General features: G+C 69.4%; 16 protein-coding genes and 2 pseudogenes. 2 read left to right on the top strand and 16 right to left on the bottom strand.

The window, feature by feature from the left end:
- Positions 1-26: 26 nt before the first annotated feature.
- Positions 27-1,178 (bottom strand): glycogen synthase, encoded by a 1,152-nt coding sequence (glgA, locus tag ACWC21_RS32670; protein WP_450887174.1) that lies wholly within the window; start codon positions 1,176-1,178, stop codon positions 27-29.
- A gap of 38 nt (positions 1,179-1,216) precedes the next feature.
- A complete protein-coding gene (locus tag ACWC21_RS32665; protein WP_450887097.1) occupies positions 1,217-1,981 on the bottom strand; it encodes a (2Fe-2S)-binding protein in 765 nt (254 codons plus the stop codon).
- Positions 1,982-2,211: 230 nt separating this feature from the next.
- Here ACWC21_RS32665 and ACWC21_RS32660 point away from each other — a divergent pair, with 230 nt between their 5' ends.
- Entirely contained in the window at positions 2,212-3,576 is a 1,365-nt protein-coding gene (locus ACWC21_RS32660; RefSeq protein ID WP_450887096.1) for a DMT family transporter, read from the top strand.
- On the opposite strand, the pseudogene ACWC21_RS32655 reads toward ACWC21_RS32660, so the two are convergent.
- Both ACWC21_RS32655 and ACWC21_RS32650 read right to left on the bottom strand, forming a co-directional pair.
- Positions 3,566-4,255 (bottom strand): annotated as a pseudogene (locus tag ACWC21_RS32655) (M23 family metallopeptidase); the annotation flags it as partial. The gene ACWC21_RS32660 and the pseudogene ACWC21_RS32655 sit on opposite strands and share 11 nt — an antisense overlap.
- A gap of 183 nt (positions 4,256-4,438) precedes the next feature.
- Positions 4,439-4,729: pseudogene (locus tag ACWC21_RS32650) on the bottom strand (transglycosylase family protein); the annotation flags it as partial.
- A 295-nt stretch (positions 4,730-5,024) separates the two neighbouring features.
- On the opposite strand from ACWC21_RS32650, the gene gndA reads away from it, so the two are divergent.
- The gene (gndA, locus tag ACWC21_RS32645; protein ID WP_450887094.1) at positions 5,025-6,464 is read left to right on the top strand and encodes an NADP-dependent phosphogluconate dehydrogenase; all 1,440 of its coding nucleotides are present in this window, start codon (positions 5,025-5,027) and stop codon (positions 6,462-6,464) included.
- A 446-nt stretch (positions 6,465-6,910) separates the two neighbouring features.
- On the opposite strand, the gene ACWC21_RS32640 is transcribed toward gndA, so the two are convergent.
- The 12 genes from ACWC21_RS32640 to ACWC21_RS32585 form a co-directional block, all read right to left on the bottom strand.
- Positions 6,911-7,255 carry a GNAT family N-acetyltransferase gene (locus ACWC21_RS32640; RefSeq protein ID WP_450887092.1) on the bottom strand — a complete coding sequence of 115 codons (345 nt, stop codon included), beginning with the start codon at positions 7,253-7,255 and terminating at the stop codon, positions 6,911-6,913.
- 24 nt (positions 7,256-7,279) lie between these two features.
- Complete coding sequence (gene panD / locus ACWC21_RS32635; protein WP_450887090.1) at positions 7,280-7,699, bottom strand: aspartate 1-decarboxylase; 420 nt, start codon at positions 7,697-7,699, stop codon at positions 7,280-7,282.
- 353 nt (positions 7,700-8,052) lie between these two features.
- Positions 8,053-9,303 carry an erythromycin esterase family protein gene (locus tag ACWC21_RS32630; protein ID WP_450887089.1) on the bottom strand — a complete coding sequence of 417 codons (1,251 nt, stop codon included), beginning with the start codon at positions 9,301-9,303 and terminating at the stop codon, positions 8,053-8,055.
- A gap of 46 nt (positions 9,304-9,349) precedes the next feature.
- Positions 9,350-10,327 carry an LLM class flavin-dependent oxidoreductase gene (locus ACWC21_RS32625; protein ID WP_450887087.1) on the bottom strand — a complete coding sequence of 326 codons (978 nt, stop codon included), beginning with the start codon at positions 10,325-10,327 and terminating at the stop codon, positions 9,350-9,352.
- 10 nt (positions 10,328-10,337) lie between these two features.
- Entirely contained in the window at positions 10,338-12,122 is a 1,785-nt protein-coding gene (locus ACWC21_RS32620) for an ABC transporter ATP-binding protein (protein ID WP_450887086.1), read from the bottom strand.
- Positions 12,119-15,178, bottom strand: coding sequence for a lantibiotic dehydratase (locus ACWC21_RS32615; protein WP_450887084.1), 3,060 nt, complete (start codon positions 15,176-15,178; stop codon positions 12,119-12,121). Before ACWC21_RS32615 ends, ACWC21_RS32620 begins: the two co-directional genes overlap by 4 nt.
- Before the next feature lie 5 nt (positions 15,179-15,183).
- The gene (locus tag ACWC21_RS32610; protein ID WP_450887083.1) at positions 15,184-16,404 is read right to left on the bottom strand and encodes a lanthionine synthetase C family protein; all 1,221 of its coding nucleotides are present in this window, start codon (positions 16,402-16,404) and stop codon (positions 15,184-15,186) included.
- Between the two features lie 234 nt (positions 16,405-16,638).
- Positions 16,639-16,827 (bottom strand): FDLD family class I lanthipeptide, encoded by a 189-nt coding sequence (locus ACWC21_RS32605; RefSeq protein ID WP_450887080.1) that lies wholly within the window; start codon positions 16,825-16,827, stop codon positions 16,639-16,641.
- Positions 16,828-16,894: 67 nt separating this feature from the next.
- Positions 16,895-17,182, bottom strand: coding sequence for a response regulator transcription factor (locus ACWC21_RS32600; protein ID WP_450887078.1), 288 nt, complete (start codon positions 17,180-17,182; stop codon positions 16,895-16,897).
- Positions 17,183-17,884: 702 nt separating this feature from the next.
- Entirely contained in the window at positions 17,885-18,349 is a 465-nt protein-coding gene (locus tag ACWC21_RS32595) for an ABC transporter transmembrane domain-containing protein (RefSeq protein WP_450887077.1), read from the bottom strand.
- The gene (locus ACWC21_RS32590) at positions 18,346-18,594 is read right to left on the bottom strand and encodes a hypothetical protein (protein WP_450887075.1); all 249 of its coding nucleotides are present in this window, start codon (positions 18,592-18,594) and stop codon (positions 18,346-18,348) included. The genes ACWC21_RS32595 and ACWC21_RS32590 overlap by 4 nt, the downstream gene beginning before the upstream one ends.
- 427 nt (positions 18,595-19,021) lie before the next feature.
- Positions 19,022-19,531, bottom strand: a complete 510-nt coding sequence (locus ACWC21_RS32585) for a GntR family transcriptional regulator (protein WP_450887073.1) — start codon at positions 19,529-19,531, stop codon at positions 19,022-19,024.
- Between the last annotated feature and the right edge of the window lie 156 nt (positions 19,532-19,687).

The raw sequence follows: 19,687 nt of genomic DNA, 5'->3' as shown, positions 1-19,687 counted from the left end.
ACCATGCCTGCCCGCGAGCGGGCCGGCTAAGCCTGCTTGACGATCTCCTCGTAGAGCCGGACCGTCCGCCGGGCCACCGCGTCCCAGCCGAACTCACCGACCGCGCGCTCCCGTCCGGCCGCTCCCATCCGCCGGGCCGCCTCCGGGTCGCCGAGGACGGTGTCCAGGGCTTGGGCGAGGCCCGTCTCGAAATCGTCGTCGGCCGCCACGAGGAGGCCGGTCACCCCGTCCTCCACCACCTCGGGGATGCCACCGACCCGGGAGGCCACGACGGGCGTGCCGCAGGCCATCGCCTCCAGGTTGACGATACCGAGGGGCTCGTACACCGAGGGGCAGACGAAGACGGCGGCGTGCGTGAGGAGCTGGATCACCTCCGCGCGCGGCAACATCTGCGGGATCCAGTGCACGCCCGCGCGGACGCTGCTCAGCTCCTGGAACAGCTCGCGGAACTCGCGGTCGATCTCCGGAGTGTCCGGCGCACCGGCGCACAGCACGACCTGCGCGGCCGGGTCGATGTCGCGTACCGCGCGCAGCAGGTGGGGCACGCCCTTCTGGCGGGTGATGCGGCCGACGAACAGCACAAAGGGCCGGTCGGGGTCGAGACCGACGCGACGCAGCACGTCGGTGCCGGGATCCGGCCGGTAGAGGCTGGTGTCGATGCCGTTGTGCACGACGTGCACCCGGTCCGGGTCCAGGGCCGGATAGCAGCCGAGGATGTCCTCGCGCATGGCGCCCGACACGGCGATCACCGCGTCCGCGGCCTCGAGCGCGGTGCGCTCCGCCCACCCGGAGAGCGCGTACCCGCCGCCGAGTTGCTCGGCCTTCCAGGGGCGCAGCGGCTCCAGCGAGTGGGCGGTCACCACATGGGGGACGCCGTACAGCAGCTTGGCGACATGGCCCGCGAGATTGGCGTACCAGGTGTGGGAGTGGACGAGTTCGCGGCCCTCGAGGCCGGCGGCGATGGCGAGGTCCACGGAGAAGGTGCGCAGCGCGTCGTTGGCGCCGTCCAGGGCGGACCACGGCCGGTGGCGTACGACGCCGACACCGCGGCCCTCGCCCCAGCAGTGCACCTCGAGGTCCACCAGGGGGCGCAACTCCCGAGCGAGGAACTCGACGTGGACTCCCGCTCCGCCGTACACGTCCGGGGGGTACTCCCGGGTCAGCAGTCCCACTCGCACCGGCAACTCCCTGGTCTCGCACAGCCGGATCCCCATGGTCACCCAGATGTGGCTCTTGGGGAAGGGCGCGGCGGTCGTGGGAAACAACAGTCACCGCAGACACCGCCGCCCGGGACGCGGTAGTAGAGGCAGCAGCTGCGGCGCCGGAAGGCGGTCCCGGTGCGGGTGCCGGTGGTGCTCAGCAGTGGGTGGGTGAAGAGCGCCGAGGTCAGGGCGCGGGACCGGCCGGCCACGTCGTCACGGCCGTTCGCCCGCGCCCACCGGTCGAGTTCACGGGCCGCGCCGGCCAGCGCGGAGCCCGCGTTGCCCCACAGCAGGCCCGCCGCGACCCCGTGGCGTGCTCTCAGGGTGGCCCCTAGGGGTGCGAGGTGGCCGTGCAGTACCGTGTCCGCGAGGGTGCCGGGGTCCGCGGGCACCGCGCGTACCTCGGTCAGCCACAGGTCGTCGGGGGCGGCGGCGTCGCAGTCCCAGAGCAGCAGGGCGGGATCGAGGTCGGGCAGGCGGCCGTACAGGGCGGCGCAGCCGAGGGCCGCGGACCACAGGCGTGCCGCGAGTCCCTGGTGTGCGATCGACGCGGCGACCCGCGGCTCGTGGCTGCCCAGACGGCGGGCGACGGTCTCGACCCGGGCGGTGAGGGCGTGCCGTTGCGCGCCCGACGGCGTGTCGCCCGCGTAGGCTCGCGCGAGCGTCGGCAGCGGGCCGGGCGGGGCCGTGTTCATCGCGTTCGGCGCGTTCACCGCCGTGCGCAGGACGAAGAAGCCGCCGAGCGGGCGGAGCGCGGCGAGGCCGGGGTCGAGGTCCATGGACGAGAGTGGTATCAGGCGCGGTTCGGTGACGGCGTTCGGGGTCCTAAGCCCTTCGTCGCCCACCTTTGGGAGGACTGCGTCCCCCTCGTACTCCATCGGCAGTAGGACCCATTGGGTGCTCAGGGACGACGACGGGAACACATGGGCCGGGGCAGAGTGTTGGACATGGAAGCCGACCTTTCGCCGCGCCGGGCCACGGGCCCCCGCCCCACGCAGAAGAGCCGCTGATGAACGCCCTCGCGTTGTCCGTGCTGCTGTCGTTCGTCTCCGCCGTCGCGTACGCGGGCGGGGCGATCGTGCAGGAGCAGGTCGCGCTGTCCTCCCCCGACGGGAACTGCGCGCCGGTGCGCCGGCCCGGCTGGTGGGCTTCGCTGCTGCTGAACGGCCTCGGCGGAGTGCTGCACGTGGTGGCGCTGGCCTATGGGCCCCTCAGCCTGGTGCAGCCGCTGGGCGCGCTGACCATAGTGTTCGCACTGCCCATGGCCGCCCTGTTCGTCGGCCGCAGGGCCGGGGCGACCGCCTGGCGCGGCGCCGTCATGGCCACGGCGGGACTGGCCGGCCTGCTCTCCCTCGTCGGCACCTCCGACGGCCAGTCGCTCGACACCGCCCAGCGGGTCGGCGTCGCGCTGGTCACCGGCGGAGCGGTCGTCGCGCTGATGATCGCGGGCCGGGCCGCGCACCGGCACCCCGCGGTGCGCGGCGTGCTGCTGGCCACCGCCTCGGGCATAGCCTTCGGCATGTCGTCCGTGTTCACCAAGACCGTAGCGGTCGACTGGGCCGACGGGGTCTCGGCGGCGGACCTGCCTTCCATCGGTGCGATCGCCGTGTTCGCCGTCGCCGGGGTGCTGCTCTCGCAGGCCTCCTACCGGGGCGCCGGTCTCGCGGCACCGCTCGCCACGCTGACGGTGGTCAACCCGGTGCTCGCCGCCGCGGTCGGCATCACGATGTTCGGCGAGACCTTCCGGTACGGCACCACGGGCACCGCCCTCGCCCTGAGTTGCGGCGTGGTGGCGGCCGGCGGTCTGATCCTGCTGACGACGGAGCGGCTGGAGCACACGCCGGACACCGCGGCGCCCCGGACCGCGATCGCGGCGGACCCGTCGTCCGAGGCGTCCGTCGCGCCGGTCGAGCAGACCGCACCCTTCGGGGAGCCACCCCTCGCGCTGCCCCGCCGGTACGCCACGGCGTCCCTGGGGGAAGCGGCCCCGGGCGGAGCGGGCCTGGGCGTGACACCGGCCGAGGTCGCCTTGAGCGAGATGGCCCTGAGCGGGGCGGGCCTGAGCCCGGCCCCTGGCGAGGCCGTCCTGAGCGGGGCTGCCGCGGCCATGGTCCCGGAAGAGGCCGCCCTGAACGGGGCGGGCCAGGGCCGGCAGGCCGAGGCGGACGCCGTGCGGGCCGAAGTGGGGCTCGCGGAGCCCGTCCTGATGGACGGGAACCTGGCGCAGGCGAGCCTGGCGGACACCGTCCTGGAGGAAGCGGCCCTGGCGGAGACCGTGCCGGACGACATCCAGACCCTGGTCGCGTCCGGCTACACCGGTCTCCACCTCATGCTCCCGGCCCCCGGCCGGGGACGTACGAAGGTCAGATCCTGACGCCGCCGGCCCGGAGATAGGCGACCGGGTCGATGTCCGAGCCGAAGCCGGGCCCCGTCCGCACCTCGAAGTGCAGATGCGGGCCCGTGACGTTCCCGGTGGCGCCGGAGCGCCCTATGCGCTGCCCCTCGCCGACCGTCTGCCCGGCCCTGACGGAGATCGCCGACAGGTGGGCGTACTGGGTGTAACGCCCGTCGGCGTGCCGGATCACCACCTGGTAGCCGAACGAGCCGCCCCAGCCGGCGGAGACCACGTGGCCGGCCCCGACCGCCTTGACGGAGGTGCCGGTGGGCACGGGGAAGTCGACGCCCGTGTGGTAGCCCTTCGACCAGTGCGAGCCCATGGCGTGGTACGGCTCGCCCGTGGCCGCGTCGACGGGAGCGACGAGCGAGTGGCCGCTCGTGGACGTGGAGTGGCCGTGGTGCGTGGGCGCCTTCCTGTGCGCGGGCCTGGCCGGGGTACGGGTGTCGCCGGCCGGGGACACGGTGGCGTGCAGGTTCAGCCGCTGGCCCGGGACGATCAGGTCGGGATCGGCTCCGATCGTCGCGCGGTTGCCCGCGTAGAGCCGGTGCCAGCCGCCCGGCACGTGCCGCTCCTGGGCGATCCCGGAGAGCGTGTCGCCGTGCACCACCGTGTACATCTCGGCCCGGCCCGCCCGGGACTGGGGCGTGCTCTCCGGCTGGACGTCCCGTACGGAGGTTCTTGCGGCGGCCTCGACGGAGCTCTTGGCGGGCCGGTTGGCCGTGCTCGCCGGGTGGACTTCCGGACCGGCGCCACCCCGGGTGAGCCCCGCGTGCACCGAACACACCGGCCAGGCGCCCGGGCCCTGCCCGTCGAGCACCTTCTCGGCGACGGCCATCTGCTGGTGCGGGGTGGCGAGGTCGGCGCGGGCCGCGTAGGCGGTGCCTCCGTAGGCCTCCCACGTGGACTGGGTGAACTGCAGTCCGCCGTAGTAGCCGTTGCCCGTGTTGATGCTCCAGTTGCCGCTGGACTCGCACGCGGCGACCTTGTTCCAGGTGGCCGCGTCGGCCGCGTCGGCGCTGCCTGCGGCGACGAGGGGGAGCGCGAGGCCTGCGCCGCCCGCCGTGACGGTGAGCGAGGCGCGGTTGATCCTGTTCGGCTGATACCGGCGGTGCCGGCCGCGTACGGCCATGTCTCAAGCCCCCTAGCCATGCGTCAGGAGCGGCAAAAGTAAGCGCTGCGAACAGGCCATGACAAGGCGGCAATCGGCCGCCTCCCGTACCCAAGTGGCCGGGAACAAACCTTCATTGCCCCGCCTGCGTTCGATCGGCCGGATCTTTGCTGAGGCGACAGGGCCCTTCCGTGCGTACTCAAACCTGGCGGGTCGGATGTGCGCTCGCCGTAGCGGCACGTCAGGATGGGCGCAGCAGCGCTGCCGGGCAATACTGGCGGGGCCGTACTCACGACGCAGTTAGGGAGCAGGCGGTATGAGCACTTCAGCCCAGATCGGCGTGACGGGACTCGCGGTCATGGGCCGCAACCTCGCCCGGAACTTCGCGCGCAACGGCTACACGGTCGCACTGCACAACCGGACGGCGTCACGCACGCACGCCCTGGTCGAGGAGTTCGGGCACGAGGGCGACTTCATCGCGGCCGAGACCGCCAAGGAGTTCGTGGCGGCACTGGAACGACCTCGCCGGCTGGTCATCATGGTCAAGGCCGGCGGTCCGACGGACGCCGTGATCGAGGAGTTCGCCCCGCTCCTGGAGCCCGGTGACATGATCATCGACGGTGGCAACGCGCACTTCGCGGACACCCGCCGCCGGGAGAAGGCGCTGCGCGAGCAGGGCATCCACTTCGTCGGCATGGGCGTCTCCGGCGGTGAGGAGGGCGCGCTGCACGGGCCGAGCATCATGCCCGGCGGCCCGAGGGAGTCGTACGACTCGCTGGGCCCGATGCTGGAGAAGATCTCGGCGAAGGCGGCGGACGGCGCGCCCTGCGTGACGCACGTGGGTCCGGACGGCGCCGGTCATTTCGTGAAGATGGTGCACAACGGCATCGAGTACGCCGACATGCAGTTGATCGGCGAGGCGTACCAGTTGCTGCGCGATGTCGCCGGCTACTCCCCCGCGCAGATCGCGGAGATCTTCCGCACCTGGAACACGGGACGCCTGGACTCGTACCTGATCGAGATCACGGCCGAGGTGCTGTCCCACGTGGACGCGGCCACCGGCAAGCCGTTCGTGGACGTGGTGGTCGACCAGGCCGAGCAGAAGGGCACCGGCCGCTGGACCGTGCAGATCGCGCTCGACCTCGGCGTCCCGGTCTCCGGCATCGCGGAGGCGGTCTTCGCCCGTTCCCTCTCCGGCCACGCGGCCCTGCGGGAGGCCTCCCGGGGCCTGGCCGGCCCGAAGGCGACCCCGCTGTCCGAGTCCGAGGCGGCGGCCTTCGCGGACCGCGTGGAACAGGCGCTGTACGCGTCGAAGATCGTGTCCTACACGCAGGGCTTCCACGAGATCGACGCGGCGCGCGCGGAGTACGGCTGGGACATCGACCTGGGCGCGGTCTCCGCGATCTGGCGCGGCGGCTGCATCATCCGCGCGGCGTTCCTGGACCGTATCCGCGCCGCCTACGACGCCCGGCCGGACCTGCCGAGCCTGCTGTCGGACGAGACGTTCGCGCAGGAGATCGCGGCGGCCCAGGACGACTGGCGCGAGGTGCTCGTCGCCGCGACCCGGCAGGGCGTGCCGACGCCGGGCTTCGCCGCGGCCCTCGCCTACTACGACGCGCTGCGCGCCGAGCGTCTGCCCGCCGCGCTCACCCAGGGGCAGCGGGACTTCTTCGGTGCGCACACCTACCGGCGGGTCGACCAGGACGGCTCGTTCCACACGCTGTGGGGCGGCGACCGCTCGGAGGTCTCCGCGTAGGCCTTCCGGCAGGAGGACGTAGCGAGCGGTGGGCGGCCCGGGTGGCCGCCCACCGGCGTTCGCCCCTCACCGGATCAGGTCAGCGGAGGTCCGGGCTCGGGGTTCGGGACCGGCTCCGGGCCCGGCGGGATCGGGGACGGCGAAGGCTCCGGCGGGCCGCCCGGCTCGGGGGGCGGCTGCGGAACCGGGCTCGGCCCCGGACCGGGAGGCGGTGCGGGAGCCGGCGGCGGCTCGGGAGGCGGCACCGGGTTCGGGGTCGGCTCCGGGTGCTGAGGGTCCGGGCCGGGCGTCGGTCCGGGCGGGACCGGGTCGGGGTACGGGTTCGTCATCGTGTCCTCCGGCCAGTCACTCGACGTGGGCTCTGGACTACTCCCCCACCTACCCGACGGCCGCCCCGCCACTCACCCGTCCGGGGGATGGCGCACCGCCGGGTGGGCGCCCGACCCTCAGAACCGGCCCGGGTGCGCCGCCAGCCAGGCCTTCGCCGCGTCCAGCAGTCCCGGGTCGGGCGCCGGGGCGACGTCCGGGTGCCGCTCCGCCCACTTGACGACGTACGGGCAGAGCGGCGCGACCGTGACACCCTCGCGCTCGGCGCTCGCGTACAGCTCCCGGGCGAGGGAGCCGGCGATGCCCTTCCCCTCATGGGCCGGTTCCACGATGGTGTGGACGGGCACGAGCGCCCGCGCGGGACCGTCGAGGACGAAGTACTCGACGTGCCCGACGACTTCCCCGCCGGCCACCGCCTCGAGGCGCCCGGCCGCCCGGTCGTCGCGGATCTCGATGTCGCTCATGGGCACGCTCCTGGTGGGCGTCGGTCAGGCCGGTACGGCCTGCGGGCTGCGCTGCTGGTCCGACCCCGGCACCGGCTCGGACGGGTCGGCGCCGAGGGCGACGATCCGGTTGTCGCGGTCGACGTGCACGATCCGCGGCTTCAGCGCCCGCGCCTCGGCGTCGGTCACCTGAGCGTAGCTGATGATGATCACCAGATCACCGGGGTGGACGAGATGCGCGGCGGCCCCGTTGATCCCGACCACCCCCGAGCCACGCTCGCCCTCGATGACGTAGGTCTCCAGACGAGCGCCGTTGGTGATGTCGACGATATGCACGAGCTCACCGGGCAGCAGATCCGCCGCCTCGAGGAGGTCGGCGTCGATCGTCACCGATCCCACGTAGTGCAGGTCGGCCTGGGTGACGGTGGCGCGGTGGATCTTGGACTTGAATACGGTACGAAGCATTCAGCACTCCCGGAATTCGCTCCCTGCCCGCTTTATGCAGGTCAAGGGCTGTTCTCTCACCTTACAGTGGCCCGCCACCAACGCGCTTCCGACGCCCGTTGCGGGCTTTGTGCTGACCGCTTGCTGACTTGGCTGACGCTTCGCCAGCCACATACGGACGGCTCTTCATGAGCCTTACATCTCACCTTCGGCCAACAAACGGGACCAGACTATAGACCCGTCTACCGGAGGCACATCGAGATCTGTGTCACGTCAGCGTCGACGCAGAGGACGCGGCCTCCAGTCGAGCGTCATGGCACGCGACATCCGCGTCGGCGAGCAGACCAGAGACGCCCCCGAAAATGGATGCTGTCTCAGCTCAGTAGCACCGAAGGCGTCGAGCGGGCCACGTACGCCAGTCCGTCGTACTCGCGCATGAGCACCGTCTCTGTCATGGTGAAGCGGTACGTCACGCGTGGCACACCGGCGCCGAAGGCCCGCATGAGCTGCGGGCTCTCCAGCCACCGGGCAACGGCGGGCTGGGTTCGGCCGGCGCGGAGGTCGATCAAGTGGTCCTCGGAGGTGGCCGAGGCCAGCTGGGCCTCGACGGAGCGTGGACCCGCCGCGCTGATGGTGTGCTTCCTGGGCGGTCGTGTCGCGGAGTTTCCGGGGCGGGCGCGGAATGCGCCCTCGCCGAACAGCAGGCCCAAGGCGTAGTACTGCTCACCGTAGTGGTTTCTGAGGTGCCGTCCCATGGCCGGTATGTCCCGCGCGTAACGGTCGGTGCAGACGTGGCCGTTGTGGGCCCAGACGGCCACCTTGCCGCCGGTTCTCTCCTGCAGGGAGATCACTGCCTGGGCCATGTAGCGGTCCCGGGTGGCCAACGCGCCCGGCTCCTGTCCCTCGCCGCGCGGCGGCAGGGAGGCCACGTCGGCCGCGGCCACGATCAGACGCGCATGCCTGAGAGCGCGCTCGACGGTCGCCTCCCCGCTGTGCGAGGCGAGCCGGGGCCGCTGTTCCTCAAGGTATCGCTCCAGTTCATGTGCCTCGGCAAGGAGTTGGGACCGCTGGGCAACGAGGGATCCCGTCCTGGCCTCCGCCAGTGTGCCGAGCAGGCCACCGGTGATCTTTGCCCGTTCCGGTGCAAGCGTGCGCAGCACGGCGGCCAGCGCAGCCAGCGATGGACCGCATCGCTGGGGGTCGATGCCCACGAAACGTACGGCTCGGTCCGGCGGAACCGTTCGGTTGTGGTCGCGCATCCACTCGATGACGTCCAGCATTTCCCGGGTCCGCCATGTCCAGAAGCCGAGGCCGGCCAATGCGTCGGCGGCATCACCGGTGCCGTGCAGCACATAGTCGTCGACCGCCTGGGCGGCGGAGGCACTGGCTTCCATGGCCAGTGCGGTGAACCCCATCTCCTCGACGAGGAAGCGCAGTAACAGGTGTTTGAGGCGGAAGAACTCGGCTGTCCCGTGGGTCGCTTCCCCCATACCCAGAACACGTACGTCGCGCATGACCTCGCACATTGGCTCCAGGTCGCCTTGACCCTGCTCCGATGCCTGAGGGTGCAAGCTTTTCAGCGGCCAGGCGTTCTCTTTCAGCCATTGTTGCACTTCCTCGGTCATCGCGATTTCCTTTCGCTCCGCCTCTCGACCTAGCCAAGCCTAGCCTCTATGCGATCATGCCTGTACGGGCCGAACGCATTTCAGCCGCGAGTTCCGCCAGGTCCTCCAGGGCCGCGTTCCAGCCATGGACAAGACCTACCCCCGCGCAGTTCAGGACGACCTCGTCCACGCCTGCTCGGTCGTATTCGGCCAGTGCGTCGGCCGCTTCCCGCGGTGAGCCGTATACAAAGGTTCCCGAGTCGACCAGAGCACGTGCGTTGAGATAAGGCTGTGATGGGTGCACCCGCAGCCCCGCGCGCCTGAGCATGTCCGTGTAGTGCGGGGCGCCCAGGTGTGTGTGGGCGGCTGCGTAGGCGAGTTGGCGAGGATCACGCCCGTTGCGGGCGACGGCGACATGTACCACGGTGACCAGGCGCGGGACCGGGCGGCACGCCGCCCGGGCACCGCGCCGGAGAGCCGGCACCACATCACGTGCCAGGTACCCTGGCGGCGTCATCCAGGTGATCGCCACGTCGGCCGTCTCGCCCGCGAGCCGGGCGAGCGCCGGACGGAGGACCCCCAGTCCGAGATCCACACCGGGATGACCAAGATCTGGCAAGTCCAATGACTGCCGACCGACCTCTGGCGCCTCACGATTCTGCTCGGTGAGAAAGCCGCGCACCTGCCTGAGATACTCGGCAGACGCTGCTTTCGGGCTGTCGTACGGATTTCCGCGCAGACCTGCCACGAAGTCGGGGGATCCCGGGCCGAGTCCCAGCGTCACTCGCCTGCCGGTCAGACGGGCCAGGGACCGGGCGTGCGTCGCTGCTTCCATGGGGTGGCGTAAAGGCATCAGGGTCACGGCCGTGCCGAATGGGATACGGAATCCCATGCCCGCGAGGTAGGCGAACATCTGATGGGTTTCAATGGTGACGGACTGGCCCTGCCACAGCCGCGGCATGTCCTCGCTTCTGACAAGTTCCGCGAAGGGAACCACGTCAAAGGGATCTGTGGGCATGACTGGAAAAATTACCGATGTCTCCATGGACCAACCTTCACTGAGAGGCGGGCTCGCCGAGATATCCCGCTGCCTGCAGATTGAACAGATGGGCGTACATCCCGTCGGCGCTCAGCAGGTCCTCATGGGTCCCTTCCTCGACAACCCTGCCCTGGTCCAGTACCACGATCCGGTCGGCTATGCGCACTGTGGCGAACCGGTGCGCGATGATGAGGGAGGTGGCCTCCCTTGCGATGTCACGAAGCCGGCCGAAGATCTCGGACTCGGCCTCGGCGTCGATGGCCGACGTGGGTTCGTCTAGCACGACCACCGGGGCCCTCCTCATGAAGGCCCGGCTCAGAGCCACCTTCTGCCATTGGCCGCCCGACAGTTGCCGGCCCTCCTCGAAGTGCCGGCCGAGCATGGTGTCGTACCGGTCCGGAAGCCCGGACACCACAGTGTCGACCCCTCCGGCCACGGCTGCGGCCCGGATGCGCTCGTCGTCGTCCCTTGCCTCGATGCGGCCGAAGCCGATGTTGTCGCGGACGGACATCTCGTACCGGATGAAGTCCTGAAAGATCACACCGATGTGCCGCTGGAGGTCGTCGACGTCATACTCCTCGATCGGCACGTCATCGATCAGGATCTGCCCGCCCGTCGGCTCGTACAGCCGGGTCAGCAGTTTGACGATGCTTGTCTTCCCGGCACCGTTCTGCCCCACCAGCGCCACGCACTTCCCGGCCGGCAGGAGCAGGTCGACACCGTCGAGGACGAGCTGGTCGGTGCCGGGGTACACGAAGCTGACGTCCCGGAACTCGATTCCCTTGCGCAGCTTCACCGGAAACGGCCTGTTCCCGCCCCTGATCCGGCGCTCAGGGAGGTCCAGGAACGCGAAGAGGTTGCCCAGGAAGAGCGTGTCCTTGTAGAGCGAGGCGATCCCCAGGAGCATTCCGTGGGCCGACACCTGGATGGCCCCCATGGACTGCAGGTATCCGGCGAGGTGGCCCACCTGCCCGCCGTCCACGGCCGACCCGATCGCCCACAGCAGCGCCCCCGAAGAGGCCAGGACGCTGACCAGGCCCAGCAAGCCGACGATGCCCGACTGACGGCGGGCCAGCTGCCGGTCGATCCGGAAGAACTCGTGGACCAGCCTGCGGTACTGCTCGACGAGGTAGGGTCCGAGCTGGAACAGGCGCACTTCCTTGAAGGAGTGATCCGTCGTCGTCAGGTACTGGTAGTAGTACATCCGTCGGCGGTCTGCTGCGCGCGCGTACTCGACGGCGTACGCCTTGTTCGTGTAGATCATGTGCGCGATCACGGACGGGACCGGGGACACCACGATGAACAGGGCCACCCACGGCGACCAGGTGAACAGCACCGCTCCTACCGAGACGACGGTGACCAGCTCACGAGTGACGGTGAGCATTTCGGAGAACAGCTGGTAAATGCGGCCCCCGTTGCTTTCCTGGAAGGCGCGCTGCATTTTGTCGTACGACTCGGCGTTCTCATACTCCTCGAGGTCGAGTCGCGTGCCCTTGATCATCACCTGTTCACCGATCTTGGTGGTGAGTTCCAGGCGGAGCAAGGAGTCGAGGTACTGGCCCCACACATCCAGCAGGTGCCCGGCCACCGCGATGAGCAGCAGGACGACGCCCGCGTGCAGGGCCTGCCGTCCGGCCCCCTCGTTGCCGCCGGCAGCCTGCGCCACCGACTGCACCGCACTCGCCGTGAGCCCGACCTGCACGCCGGGCATCGCAGCCGACAGCACCGAGACGACGGCGAAGGCGGTGACCCTCCGCGCGCTCAGCTTCCAGAAGAGCCGCAGCACGCGGAGCCAGATCACCTGGCCTCCTCGGCAGCAAGGCGGCCCCGGAGGGTGCGCAAGGTGTGCCGCAGCAACCCGTAGCAACGTTCCTCACGGGCCAGATCGACCGGCAGGAGGCGGTTGATCTGCATATGCGCGAGACTGCCGAGGATCTCGACGTGCGGGACCGCGAGACGGGAGCGCTTGGTGGCCTCGCGGACCGCCGCCGATGCCGCACGCACCGCAGGCTCCTGGGACGCGAGGGATGCGTCGATCCGCAGGCGATGTGCACGGCCCTCCTCGTGGGTGGACCGCTCCCAGGGCAGCAGCAGTTCGCAGAGGTAGGCGCGAGTCTTCCTGAATTCGTCCCGCGTGGCGTTGTCGTCCGGGTGCCCGGGGAGCATGTCCATGCGCTCCGCGAGCGGGACGCCCCAGTGGCGAAGGAGAGTGTCCACCGCGGCCACGGCCAGGTGCTCGTCAGCCAGTTGAAGCTGATCCGCACGAGCCGCTATCAGATGTGCGGTGGCGTCGCTGTTGGCCTCGAAGAGGCGCTCGACCGCGTCGCTGGTGTCGGGACCGCCGTAGCGCATGATCTCCGGGCAGTAGCTGTCCATGGCGAGGTCCTGGGCGAGACCGACGTGCATCAGGCTCCTGCCCCAGGCGGCGAGTCGCCCCAGGACCGACGACCGTTCGCTGCGCACCCTGATGCGAAGGTGCGGGCGGGGATCGGCGTACCGGATGTAGAACCATCGGTCCACCGCGTCCTCCGCGCGCAGTTCCGCGATCAGTTCGCGCAGTGGACCGGCGATGATCTCATCGTGGCGTTCGAAGGCGGCGTACAACTTGATGTACGACCATTCGCTGCCCGGCGGGTACCGACGTACCGGGATCTCCACCGGCTGCCCGGCCGGATACCGGGCGGCGGTCTCGGCGCGGGCGGCCATGACGGGGACGACAATCTCCTCCGTGTACCGCCGTCCGCGGTCGTCGCCGAGCCAGTGATGCGCGAAGTCGGGCAGCATCTCGTTGAGCAGCACCGAACCGCCGCCTGAGCGGCCGATCTCCTCCCGTAGTTCCCCGACGCAGCGTGGGTGGTCGAGGTCGAGCAGCAGCCTGTTGTCATGCTCCACGAGATGCACGTAGCGCGGCACGCGCCACCGCTCGCGCCATGCCGCGAGATCGTCCAGCCCTTTTCCGTCCAGCCGCCATTCGGCCGGTCGGAGCACCACCTTGCCGCGGGTCACCCGGGGCAGGAAGGTGGCGTTCGAAACAGGCCCCCAGTGGAATCCGCCGGGCAGCACGTACCCGTCCTGTGAGACCTCCAGCAGGAAGCGGGCGACGTTCGGGGCAGCGAGGGGGCTGAGCATGTGATGCTGCGTCACGACGATCTCGCGGTCCAGCCGCCGCGACCACAGGTGGAACCGCCGTTCGTCGGCGCCCACCAGGATGTCGTCCAGCGGCAGGACGCGGTCGGCCGGCACAGAGGGAGTGGTGTTGACGGGTATCTCGTATGTCCCGAGGTCCGGGTGTGCGGCGACGTTCCCGGCCCGGCCGTAGGTGGGAAGGTAGGCCACTTCGGCGTACGCCACGTGTGGCTGAAGCTCCTGTTCCCACCGGGCGAGGTCGCGCAACCGGTCCACCAGCCGGTCGCCAAGCAGGTCGAAGAAGCGCCCGAAGGTGCGTCCACCGTGAGCGAGGCCGTCGGCGCGGACGACGGCCCGCCACTCACCCCGGTCGATGGCCTGCCGGTCGGTGGCCTCGATCTGCAGATAGACGTCCATTGTGGGAAGCAGCGGTTCGACGGCCGCCTCGGGAGCAAGCCGGTTCAGCCAGGCGTCGGTGAGTTCCGCTTCCAGCGTCCCCTCGTGCCAGGCATGGTGTGCGAATGCGACGACGGCCCGGTCGTAGGAGGAGGTGTCCTCGGGGTCGGTGTCGCTGTTGAGCGGGCCGGCCGTGCGAGTTGGCTCCGTGTAGGACTCGGGAGCGTCCAGGCCCTGATCCGGGCCGAGCAGTTCCAGAACCGGGACGCGCACGCCCTGCCCGTATCGTTCGAGGAACTCCTCTCGATACCGCTTCAGATGGCCGTTGACGGCGCCCGTGGCTGAGCTCAGGCGCATGAGGACGTCCACCGTGTCGGCGGCCGCCTCGCCCACGGACCGGTTCAGTTCCTCCGACTGCAGGCCGATGGCGGAGTCCAGTTGGTACGTCTGTCCTGTGTAACCCGGAACGAGCTTCTCCTGGGCCGCCCGCAACCGGGCGAGAGAGGCCGGATCGTCCGCGCGCCGGACAAGCTCGACGACCTCGCGCAGCCGTTCGGTCGCTTCGGCCGTCTGAGGGATTCCGGCAAGCCGGTCGAGCAGGTACTGCTCAGGCTGGGCGGTTGTCTGGGGCGGGCGGAGATCGCTGGTGAGGAAGTTCAGGTCCCACAACCGCTGGAGAAGGTTCTCCTTCTGCGGGCCGGTCGCCTCGGGGAAGGCGGTCGACAGTGCGTCGATGAGCTCCGGGTGGGTCACGGGAGTGGCGGCGGCCTCCAGGACGGTGTGGACGGCAGGGGTTGCCCGGACGCGCACCGACGTGCGGTCGCTCTTCCCGTAGACATCGGCGTGTGGCAAGACCACCCGGTCGCCGGAGATGTGTGCTGTCGCGTTGCGGACGATTCTGAGGCTCCGCCAGATCTCCTGATCGTCCTCGAGTCGTTTGATGCAGGCGAGGATCCAGGCCATGTCCGCGCGCACCCGGGTGCTACTGATCACAGGGGTGACCAACCGGGCGGTGGTGCGCCCGGAGAAGGTCCCGGCGGCAACGCCCGAGAACGCCCCGAAGGGCGTGGGCCGGGTCGACATCCTGGTGGCATAGCGCCACAGCCGCGAGTGGACGCGCGCCACGCTCTTGGGGGACATCCGCTCCAGCTGCGTGAGCCCATCCGCCAGGCCCTCGCTGGCGACGAAGATCGCCCGCCGGACCTCCGGGTCGTCGGCCAGCCGTAACAGTGCTTCAGACGTATGTTCCGGGTCGCTCATGAACTCGTGGAACGTCTCCACGGGCAACGCGGGAGAGCGCAGCATGTAGAAGTCTGCGGGTACGTACCGGGACATGCGCATCACCTTGCGAAGAAGGCCCGGAACCAGGCCGGGCGGTCGTCGTTCAGGGCCGCGAGGATCGCGAGGGCGACTCCGGCGGCTCCGCACAGCAGGCCCGGGTCGTCCACCAGGTGTCCAGGCAGCTGATGATCCGTGAACACCACCGGCCGCGCTTCGTCAGCATGCTCCAGCAGCCGGTCGAGCAGGACCGGGATCCGTTCGCGGGCGAGGCCGCTGAAGGGTGCGAAGGCGCGGCACATCAGCAACAGGCCAGCCTGTCCATGACACAGGGTCGGCGACAGCGGTCCGGCCTGCGCGGCCCGTCGCAAGACGGTCTCGAACGCCGTGACGGCGGTGGTCAGTAGGCCGTTGTCACCGGTGCTGCGCGAGATGTCGAGCAGGGCCGAGGCGACACCGGCCGTGCCGTAGCACCAGGCGATCTGGTCGTGCCCGTGCCGGCGGGACTGCTCGTTGCCGTCGACGTCGACCGCCACGCCGTCGTGCCACAGCGGACCGAACTCGTCGGCGGCCCGCCGCGCGAGGATCCAGGTGGTGACCGTGGTGACCGCCGTGTCGAGGCCCGGATGCCGGTAACCGGACGCCGCAGCCGAGGCCAGCGCCGCGGCGACGCCGGGCATACCGTGAGAGAAACCTAGGTTGAGATACCCGTGCGGATACTTGTCGTGATAGTCCCCCACGGGTGGGTAGACATCGGGGACCAGCAGCCAGCGGCGAGGGGTGTTCGTGGTCTGCGCAGGCTCGCTCAACCACACCAGGTAGTCGAGCAGCCGCCCCACCGCCTCCCGGACGGCGGGACTGGGGTCCTCGATGGAAGAGAGGTAGGCGAGGACCCCAGCTGCTCCGCTGATCCAGTCGTAGTCGGCGTCGGTGACCGCGCGTTCCACGGTCGGGTAGTCGGTGTCGAGGACCTGGGCGGCGAGCTGCTCGTGCATCCGGTGCAGGCTTGGCAGGAAGCGCGGCTCGTCGCGGGCGCAGTCGGCCAGTGCCAGGGCCAGTCCGCTAGTGCCGCCGAAGATCCCGGGTCCCTCCAGCGGTACGACGCGGGTGCCCAGCACGGCTTCCCGGATGTGCTCGAAGGCGGTGTCCCGGTCGCCGAGTCCGGCGCGGGCGGCGTACAGGTGCAGCAGGGCCGTTCCGGCCTGGCCGTGGCTGAGGCTCGGGGGGTACCAGCCCACCGGATGCACCGACTGTTCCGCGGCGGTCAAGGCCAGATCGGTCACCTGGTCGGTGGTCGAGGTTCGTTCGACAACCAGGCGGACCGCACGGTGTGCGCGTGCAATGAGGGTGTCCTCCTCGCCTCTAGCCGGCCAGCCGACTGATTCCCGGTTCTCACGCATGTCCATTCCTCGTGTCGTGGCCGCTCGGTTGCCGTAGTGGGAACGGGTGTTGCCGTACTGAGCCCACGGCAACACCCGTCGTCAAAGGTGAGCCCGATCAGAGCGGGCTCATCCCGTTCAGTGCTCCTTGGAGCAGATCCCCGAGGTGCAGATGTTGGTGCAGCCGACGGTGCAGCCGGTCCTGCAGGTCACCCGGGTGCAGACCCGTCGGGTGAGGAGAGAGCTGATCGATGCGGGTGCCCTGTCCGGGCCGGCAGTGGACGGCGAGGTGATCCGGACGTCCAGATCGAATTCGTTGCCGGACATATACTTTCCTTTCGCGTGACAATTCCACAGGATTGCGGAAGATGCAGAGTCGGTCTCTGCTTGATTCCTATTCTGCTCGCCGGTCACACCGGCAGACATTGTCGTTCGCGACAGTATTGCGAGAAACGTACGACGCCAGGCAGACACTCAAACGGGAGTGCAGTTCCAACTTCTCGGTTATCGCCGCAAGATGCGCCCGTACGGTTCGTTCGGTCAAATGGAGACGGTTCGCCAAATCCTCGTTCGACAGGCCCTCCGCCATCATGGAAAAAACCTCCGACTCGCGTGGAGTGAGGCGGTCCAGTCGCTGCAGGGCAGCTGTCCAGTGGGGTTCATGTCCAGGGACCTCATACATGTGCGGATCTCTCAGACTGGATGGCGCGGTATGCCGACTTTGTGAGGCCGGCGCTCCGGAAGACCACCACTCCGTCATCGTGGTCGTAGCAACGTTCGACGAGGGCGGTGACCGTGGTTTTGCCCGCATCGGAACTGCCCGCGCGAGGTGTCCGCGCTCCGCTATCTGAGACGGCACCTGACCCGGGACCTGGCGCCCCCCATAGGAGAGGCAGACATCCTGCAGTTCGAGCAGGAGGCCAGGCTCCCCGGGGCGGGGGCTCCTCGGCGGGGTTTGGCCTGGACCCCACGGGCAGCCTCAAAGTTTCCTGAATGCGTTTCAGTGACCCGCGGCCTCGATGGATGAGGGCGGTGGCGCTGAGCAGGCCGACCAACGGCATCGCCAGCTAGGTCGCGTGGAGCAGGAAGGCGACTAGTGCCCTGATTGTCATGGCGCCGTTCGAGACACACACCGCGCCGATGAGCAGCATGAACAGGAACGATCCGTTGACCGCGACCTCCATTATCGGTCCGACACGGAACCCGGGCGCGTCGATCACACTCCGCTTCGGCAGGCAGCCTGGCTGCAATCCCGATGCGCCGGCCTTCGCGGAACTCCGCCGGGCAGGCGCGCACGGACGTATGTCGCCCAACGCCCTTTCGAGTTCGGCAGTCAGGGTGCCGACACGAGTGAGGGATCGCTCGGCGGTCCCGCGGATCCCGGTTATGCCCCCGGCGACGGCGACAGCCACGGCGGTGACCGTGACGATAACAGTGCCGAGTACAACGGGCCGAGCCGCAGCATCAGTCCGCACGCACCGACGGCCGTGAGCACTGCGGTGACGAGTTGAACAAAGCATCCCGCCACCATGTCCCGCAGCACGCTCATGTCCGTGCTCACGAAGGAGAGCAGGTGGCCGGTCCAGTGGCGGCCGAGGTCACTGGTGTGGACGAACAGCAGTCGGTTCGCCGGAGTCTTGCCCAGCCCCAACTCCACCCCCTCGTCGGCCACATCGAGTAGGAACTGGCTCAGGCCCTCGATACATGCCGGAGCGGCGAGCCACCCTTTGAGCAGCAGCGCAGGACCGGCCAGGGGCTCGCCGGTCCCCGCCCGGTCGATCAGCCGCATTGTGAGCAGCGACAGCATCGTGCCGACAACCGTCAGAGTGAGCGCCCAGGAGCCCGTCATCCGCCGCTCCGCAAGCAGCGCGAACAGGCCGCGGCAACGAACCGCCCGATGGCCGGCCGGCGCAGTACCTGGGCCGGGTGCCCCCGCAGGACGTGGTCGCCACCCATCCCGGTGAAGAGCAGTTCGGAACCGCGGGCCAGCATCTCCCCGCGGCCTGCAAACCACCGGGGCTGGTCGAGGATGGTCGGCGCCGGCTCGTCGACCGGTGCGGTGGCCTCCCAGCTTTCGCCGTGGGTCGACATCATTCTCCAGAGATTCGCTACCAACCCAGCGGCAGACGGGCCCCGGGCTCATGGGACCCACGCCGCATGAGCCCGGTGTCCAGTCGGAAGTCGCTGACAATGAACATCGTCGACGCCTCGCAAATCTTGGATCCCATGCTGTTCACTTCCATCCATACGGAACGGACGCGATGCCCCGCGTACTTCTCTGGTCGCCAGAGAATCTAAGCGCAAGTGAATGGGGGCGATCAACGAAAGACCGACTCTTGTACTCTGCGTGATCGCCCCGGAGATTGCATCACCCGACCCTCGGGATATGACGTAACCTGCTCTTACGTCCGTGATCCGAGGCATCGCAGACGAAGTGGGCCCCAGCCGGGCAGATAGCTTCCCTGGCACTGTCGTGACCCTGCGTATTAGCTTCCTTGCCACTGTCGCAGGCCGCCGCTCGTCACGCGGCACCAGGCCCGCGCCGCCTGTACGCACCGCGGCTCGCTCCCCCACGTCGGCCTGCCGGGGCAGGCATGACACCCGCCCCGTGTCGGCCATGCGATGGGGGAATCCGCTGTATTGCAGCCACGACGGCCGCCCGTGAAATCCCGGAGAAATCGGCTAGGTTCACCACGCGGCGGAGCTGCTCCGATATCTCCGCGAGGTTAGCTTTTTGCGGCGAGTGCACCACGACAGCACCGCGACCCCGACCGAAGTCGATCAGCCCTTCGGCACGAAGCATCCGGAGTGCCCGGAGGACAGTGTTCTTGTTCGCGCCATAAATCTCTCCGAGTTGGCCCGATGAAGGCAGGTACGCCCCCTGGGGATACACACCAGACAGGATTTCCCCCTTGAGCTTTCGCCCTATCCGGGCATAGAGCGCCGACCCGGCACCTGGTGCGGCACCGACTCCGCTGTCCTCACAATCCGGGTGAGTACCGGCGACGGACAAATTCGGTACGGATGTCATCAGAGCGTTTCCCCCTTGAGTTTGTCCCTCAGCACCCTGGTGCGACGCAGACGTACTTCGAAGAGTCGTCGAAGGGTTGCCGCACGACGCGTCCGCCGGTGGTCAGCCGACATAACGTTGGGCATGGGTTTGACAGTTTTCTATCTCTGGCAGCGG

Source organism: Streptomyces sp. NPDC001348, from assembly GCF_053597535.1.
This window is presented reverse-complemented; position numbering and strand designations above follow the sequence as displayed.

Excerpts from the sequence above, each read along its gene's own strand:
- ACWC21_RS32600 (WP_450887078.1), bottom strand. The coding sequence starts at position 17,182 with ATGTATGAGGTCCCTGGACATGAACCCCACTGGACAGCTGCCCTGCAG.
- ACWC21_RS32590 (WP_450887075.1), bottom strand. The coding sequence starts at position 18,594 with ATGATGTCGACCCACGGCGAAAGCTGGGAGGCCACCGCACCGGTCGAC.
- panD (WP_450887090.1), bottom strand. The coding sequence starts at position 7,699 with ATGCTTCGTACCGTATTCAAGTCCAAGATCCACCGCGCCACCGTCACC.
- ACWC21_RS32605 (WP_450887080.1), bottom strand. The coding sequence starts at position 16,827 with ATGTCCGGCAACGAATTCGATCTGGACGTCCGGATCACCTCGCCGTCC.
- gndA (WP_450887094.1), top strand. The coding sequence starts at position 5,025 with ATGAGCACTTCAGCCCAGATCGGCGTGACGGGACTCGCGGTCATGGGC.
- ACWC21_RS32660 (WP_450887096.1), top strand. The coding sequence starts at position 2,212 with ATGAACGCCCTCGCGTTGTCCGTGCTGCTGTCGTTCGTCTCCGCCGTC.
- ACWC21_RS32665 (WP_450887097.1), bottom strand. The coding sequence starts at position 1,981 with ATGGACCTCGACCCCGGCCTCGCCGCGCTCCGCCCGCTCGGCGGCTTC.
- ACWC21_RS32640 (WP_450887092.1), bottom strand. The coding sequence starts at position 7,255 with ATGAGCGACATCGAGATCCGCGACGACCGGGCGGCCGGGCGCCTCGAG.
- ACWC21_RS32630 (WP_450887089.1), bottom strand. The coding sequence starts at position 9,303 with ATGACCGAGGAAGTGCAACAATGGCTGAAAGAGAACGCCTGGCCGCTG.
- ACWC21_RS32585 (WP_450887073.1), bottom strand. The coding sequence starts at position 19,531 with ATGACATCCGTACCGAATTTGTCCGTCGCCGGTACTCACCCGGATTGT.
- ACWC21_RS32595 (WP_450887077.1), bottom strand. The coding sequence starts at position 18,349 with ATGACGGGCTCCTGGGCGCTCACTCTGACGGTTGTCGGCACGATGCTG.
- ACWC21_RS32615 (WP_450887084.1), bottom strand. The coding sequence starts at position 15,178 with ATGTCCCGGTACGTACCCGCAGACTTCTACATGCTGCGCTCTCCCGCG.
- ACWC21_RS32625 (WP_450887087.1), bottom strand. The coding sequence starts at position 10,327 with ATGGAGACATCGGTAATTTTTCCAGTCATGCCCACAGATCCCTTTGAC.